Source organism: Streptomyces sp. NPDC007162 (genome assembly GCF_040634175.1).
GTDB lineage: Bacteria > Actinomycetota > Actinomycetes > Streptomycetales > Streptomycetaceae > Streptomyces.
The window spans coordinates 1-4,271 of record NZ_JBEYFC010000652.1 but is presented as its reverse complement, the minus strand read 5'-3'; the positions used below and the strand labels follow the sequence as shown (position 1 = coordinate 4,271).

Below are 4,271 nucleotides of genomic sequence, written 5' to 3'. Positions count from 1 at the left end.
GTCGGACTCACCGGGCGTGCCGTAGATCAGATCCAGGTTGACACGACCCCCGGGGTGGGGGTACCGCCCGTCCTGCTGTCGGGGAAGCTGGCCGCGGCCCGCGTCACCGGCGGCACCGGCGCCCGCACCCCTGCCCGCCGGGCCGCCCGGCCGACCGCCGAAGGAGTACGACCGTGACCGCTCGCGAGCTGGACGCCGCTCGCATCACCGACCCGGCACTGCGCGCCGCCTACGCCCACTGCCGCGAACTGAACGCACGGCACGGCCGGACCTACTTCCTCGCCACGCGGCTGCTGCCCCCCGAACGGCGTCCCGCGGTGCACGCCCTGTACGGCTTCGCCCGCTGGGCCGACGACATCGTCGACTCGCTCGAGGACGGCCCCGGCGCCCCCACCGGCGACGAGGCGGCACGGCGGGCTGCCGCGCTCGACCGCCTGACCGACGACCTGACCCGGGGGCTGACGGACGGCCTGGCGGGCGGCCCGAAAAGCGGTCCGGTGGACGACCGGACGGGCGTACGGGACGCCGCGCCCGTGGTCGCCGCCCTCGCCGACACCAGCAGCCGCTATGCCATCGACCGGCGTCACTTCACCGATTTCCTCGCCTCCATGCGCAGCGACCTGACGGTCACCGCGTACGCCGACTACGCGGCGCTGCGCGGGTACATGCACGGCTCGGCGGCGGTGATCGGCCTGCAGATGCTGCCCGTCCTCGGCACCGTGGTGCCCCGCGAGGAGGCCGCCCCGTACGCGGCCGAACTGGGTGTCGCCTTCCAGCTCACGAACTTCCTGCGGGACGTCGGCGAGGACCTCGACCGCGGCCGGGTCTACCTTCCGCAGGACCTGCTCGCCGCGCACGGCGCCGACACCGCACTGCTGCGCCGCTGCCGGCAGGACGGCCGTACCGACCGACGGGTCACGGAGGCCCTGCGCGCCTTCGCCGACCTCGCCCGCGCCGCCTACCGGCGTGCCGCGCCCGGCGTGCCGATGCTCGACCCCGTCGCCCGGCCCTGTATCCGCACGGCGTTCGTGCTCTACGGCGGCATCCTGGACGCCGTCGCCGCCGACGGCTGGGCGGTACTGACCCGCCGCGCCGTGGTCCCCCGCAGACGCCGCGCGCTGGTCGCCGCCGACGGCCTGCTCCGGGTCGCCGCGGCCCGGCTGGCTGCCCGCCGCGAACCCGCCGCCCCCACCCCCTGCGAGGAGGCCGCATGACGTCCGACCGCCCGCCCCGGCGAGCCCGACTGCCCCTGCGACTGCGCCGTGACCCGGTCGCCTGGGAACGCCAGCGACCGACCTGGCGCGAGGCGCGGCCCGCCCTCATCGCCGGCGCCCTCAAGCGGGCGCAGCAGCGGCCCAGCGGCAACTGGTACGTCGTCGGGGCCGCCCGCGACCTCCCCGGGGACCGCCCGCTGGCCCGCACCGTCGCGGGCCAGGAGGTGGTGCTGTGGCGCGACGGCGAGGGCCGTCTCGTCGCGGGCCCCGGCATCTGCCCGCACCTGGGGGCGCCGCTGCGGGACAGCCCGGTGCGGTGCGGCACACTCGTCTGCCACTGGCACGGACTCGCCCTGGACGGCGGGACGTTCGGCGGCTGGGAGCCCTGGCCCGCCTACGACGACGGGGTACTGCTGTGGGTGCGGCTGGACGACGCCGGGGGCGAGGAGCCCCTCCCCCGGCCGCCGGTGCCCGAACGGCCCGCCGCGGCCGGTGCGCTGACCGCCGTGTACGCCGGGCAGGGTGTCTGCGAACCCGCCGACGTGGTCGCGAACCGCCTCGACCCCTGGCACGGGGCCTGGTTCCACCCGTACTCCTTCGTCGACCTCACCGTCGTGGACTCTCCTGGGCGGGACGACGGCGAGGACGTGTTCACGGTCGACGTCTCCTTCAGGCTCGCCGGCCGGCTCGTCGTACCGGTCCGTGCCGTGTTCACCGCCCCGGGCCCGCGCACGGTCGTCATGCGGATCACCGGTGGCGAGGGTGAGGGCTCCGTCGTGGAGACCCATGCCACCCCGCTCGGCCCGGACAGCCTGGGCAGGCCGCGTACCGCGGTGGTGGAGGCGGTCGTCGCCACGTCCGAGCGTCGGGGGTTCGCCGTCGCCCGCCGGACCGCCCCGCTGCTCCGCCCCGTCATGCGCTACGCGGCTGGCCGTCTGTGGCACGACGACCTGGCCTACGCCGAACGGCGCTGGGAGCTGCGCTCCACAGGGCGCTTCCCGGGGTGAGTTCGCGACGGGGCTCCCCCGTTTGACCTTGACACGGTGACAAGGTCTTCACTGCCTCCTCAGGAGGTGGTCCCGATGGCCATGACGAGACAGGACCCGGATGCGACTCAAGCGCTCCGGGGGTTGGAGGACAGTCGCACGTCCGTGCGTGTGCAGGCCGCTCTGGCGGTCGGTACGGCGCCCGACCCGTGCTTCGTCGACAAGCTGGTCGAGCGGTGCGCGATCGAGCCCGACTTCTTCGTCCGTGACATGCTGACCTGGGCGCTGACTCGCCACCCGGTGTCCCTGACGCTCCCCGAGCTGCTCCGCGAGGTCCGCTCGGAGCGTGCCCAGGCACGCAGTCAGGCGCTGCACACGCTGTCCAAGATCGGGGACCGGCAGGTGTGGCCGGCGATCACGCGGGCGGTGTTGTCCGACGCTGACGACGAGGTGGCCAGGAGCGCCTGGCGGGCCGCGGTCGTCCTCGTGCCGGAGGGCGAGGAACCCGGCCTGGCCACGGTGCTGGCGACGCAGCTCGGGCGCGGCGCGCAGGAGACGCAGCTGAGTCTCAGTCAGGCGCTGGTCGCCCTGGGTGAAGTGATCACGCCGACTCTGCGGGTCGCGACGGCGAGCTCCGACCCGCGCGTGCGTGCGCACGCGCTCGCCACGCAACGGCTGCTTCGCGACCCGGACCTCGGATTCGAGTGGGCGATCGAGGAGGCCAGGCAGATCGTGGCCCTCGCCGGGGCGCCCCAGGACGGATGATGAGAACTGTGTTGATCGGTGAGGTGTCGCGACGGTCCGGGGTCAGTGCCCGCATGCTCCGGCACTACGAATCGCTGGGTCTGGTGCGGCCGTCGGGCCGGACGGGCTCTGGTTATCGGGAGTACTCCGGCGACGACGTCCGGCGGATCTTCCACATCGAGAGTCTGCGATCGCTCGGTATGTCGCTGCGGGAGATCGGGCGGGCGCTCGACGATCCCGGGTTCACGCCTTCGGCGCTCGTCGCCGGCCTCATCCGTCAGGCGCGCGACCGCATCGCGGCCGAGACCGAGCTGCTGACGTGCCTCCGCCGCATCGATGCCGCGGAGCCCGCGGGCTGGGAGGACGTCCTCCAGATCGTCGCGCTCCTCCAGGCGCTCGGGGCGAAGAGTGCGAGAGTGCGCCAGCGCGCGGCGCTCTCCTCCGCCGAGGAGGTTCCGGTGCCTGTGGAGGCCCTGGTCGAGGCGGCGCTCAGGGAGACGGAGCCCAACGTCGCCGGCGCCCTTCGCTGGGCGCTGGCGCGGTCCGGCGACGCCACCGCTCCGGCACTGCTCGCGCGGGGCCTCGGCTCACCGGTGGCCGCGGTGCGCGAACGCGCGGTCCGGTCTCTCGCTGAGATACCCGGTGACGAGGCCACCGCGCGGCTGCGCGACGTCCTCGCGGACCCCGACGTGACGGTCCGCGGGCACGCGGCTCTGGCACTCGGGACACGCGGCGTGATCGACGCGGTACCCACGCTCATCGACATGATCGTGGCGGGGCGGAACGACACGGACGCAGCCGACGCGCTGGGCATGCTGGCCGTCGACGCGGTGGCAACGGATCAGATCGCGGCCGAACTGGTGGACCGTCTCGCTCACGGAACCACTGACGCGGCTGCGCGCGGACGGCTGACCCAGGCGCTGGCGGACGTTCCCGGGAACACGGCGTCACGTGCTCTGGCGGAGCTGTCGGATGACGAGGACCGTGCCGTCGCTCTGACCGCGGCGTACCTTCTTCAGCTCCGCGAGGTGCGGTGAGTCGGCGGGTGTCCTCACGGCGACGACGGTCGTGCCGGAGTCTTCGTCTGGTTGAGGTCGCCGATCGTGTTCCACAGCCGCTGCGCCCGTGCTCGGTGCCGGTGCGCCAGGTGAGGGAGGCCCGCGGCGGCGTCCAGGTCGCCGACCAGCTGCCAGCAGGTGGCCTCGTCCTGGCGGTCGCCGTGCCGGTGGAACAGGTCCGCCGCGCGCTCCAGCGCCGGGCTCGCCCGGTCCCGGTCGCGTTGCCCCGCGTACACGCGGCCGACTTCCAGCAGCGTGTACGCGGCGCA

Annotated in this window: 5 protein-coding genes; 4 read left to right on the top strand and 1 reads right to left on the bottom strand. The window is 74.4% G+C overall.

Features of this window, described 5'->3' with window-relative positions; all coding sequences use genetic code 11:
- The first annotated feature begins 173 nt into the window (after window positions 1–173).
- The 4 genes from ABZ646_RS41330 (at window position 174) to ABZ646_RS41315 (ending at window position 3,981) form a co-directional block, all read left to right on the top strand.
- On the top strand, window positions 174–1,214 hold the full coding sequence (locus ABZ646_RS41330) for a phytoene/squalene synthase family protein (protein WP_360531343.1): 1,041 nt from the start codon (window positions 174–176) through the stop codon (window positions 1,212–1,214).
- On the top strand, window positions 1,211–2,221 hold the full coding sequence (locus tag ABZ646_RS41325) for a DUF5914 domain-containing protein (protein ID WP_360531340.1): 1,011 nt from the start codon (window positions 1,211–1,213) through the stop codon (window positions 2,219–2,221). The genes ABZ646_RS41330 and ABZ646_RS41325 overlap by 4 nt, the downstream gene beginning before the upstream one ends.
- Before the next feature lie 75 nt (window positions 2,222–2,296).
- Complete coding sequence (locus tag ABZ646_RS41320; RefSeq protein WP_360531337.1) at window positions 2,297–2,965, top strand: HEAT repeat domain-containing protein; 669 nt, start codon at window positions 2,297–2,299, stop codon at window positions 2,963–2,965.
- 8 nt (window positions 2,966–2,973) lie between these two features.
- Window positions 2,974–3,981 carry a MerR family transcriptional regulator gene (locus ABZ646_RS41315; RefSeq protein WP_360531346.1) on the top strand — a complete coding sequence of 336 codons (1,008 nt, stop codon included), beginning with the start codon at window positions 2,974–2,976 and terminating at the stop codon, window positions 3,979–3,981.
- A 14-nt stretch (window positions 3,982–3,995) separates the two neighbouring features.
- Here ABZ646_RS41315 and ABZ646_RS41310 read toward each other — a convergent pair.
- Window positions 3,996–4,271: hypothetical protein (locus ABZ646_RS41310; protein WP_360531334.1), on the bottom strand; the 276-nt coding region annotated here is incomplete at its 5' end.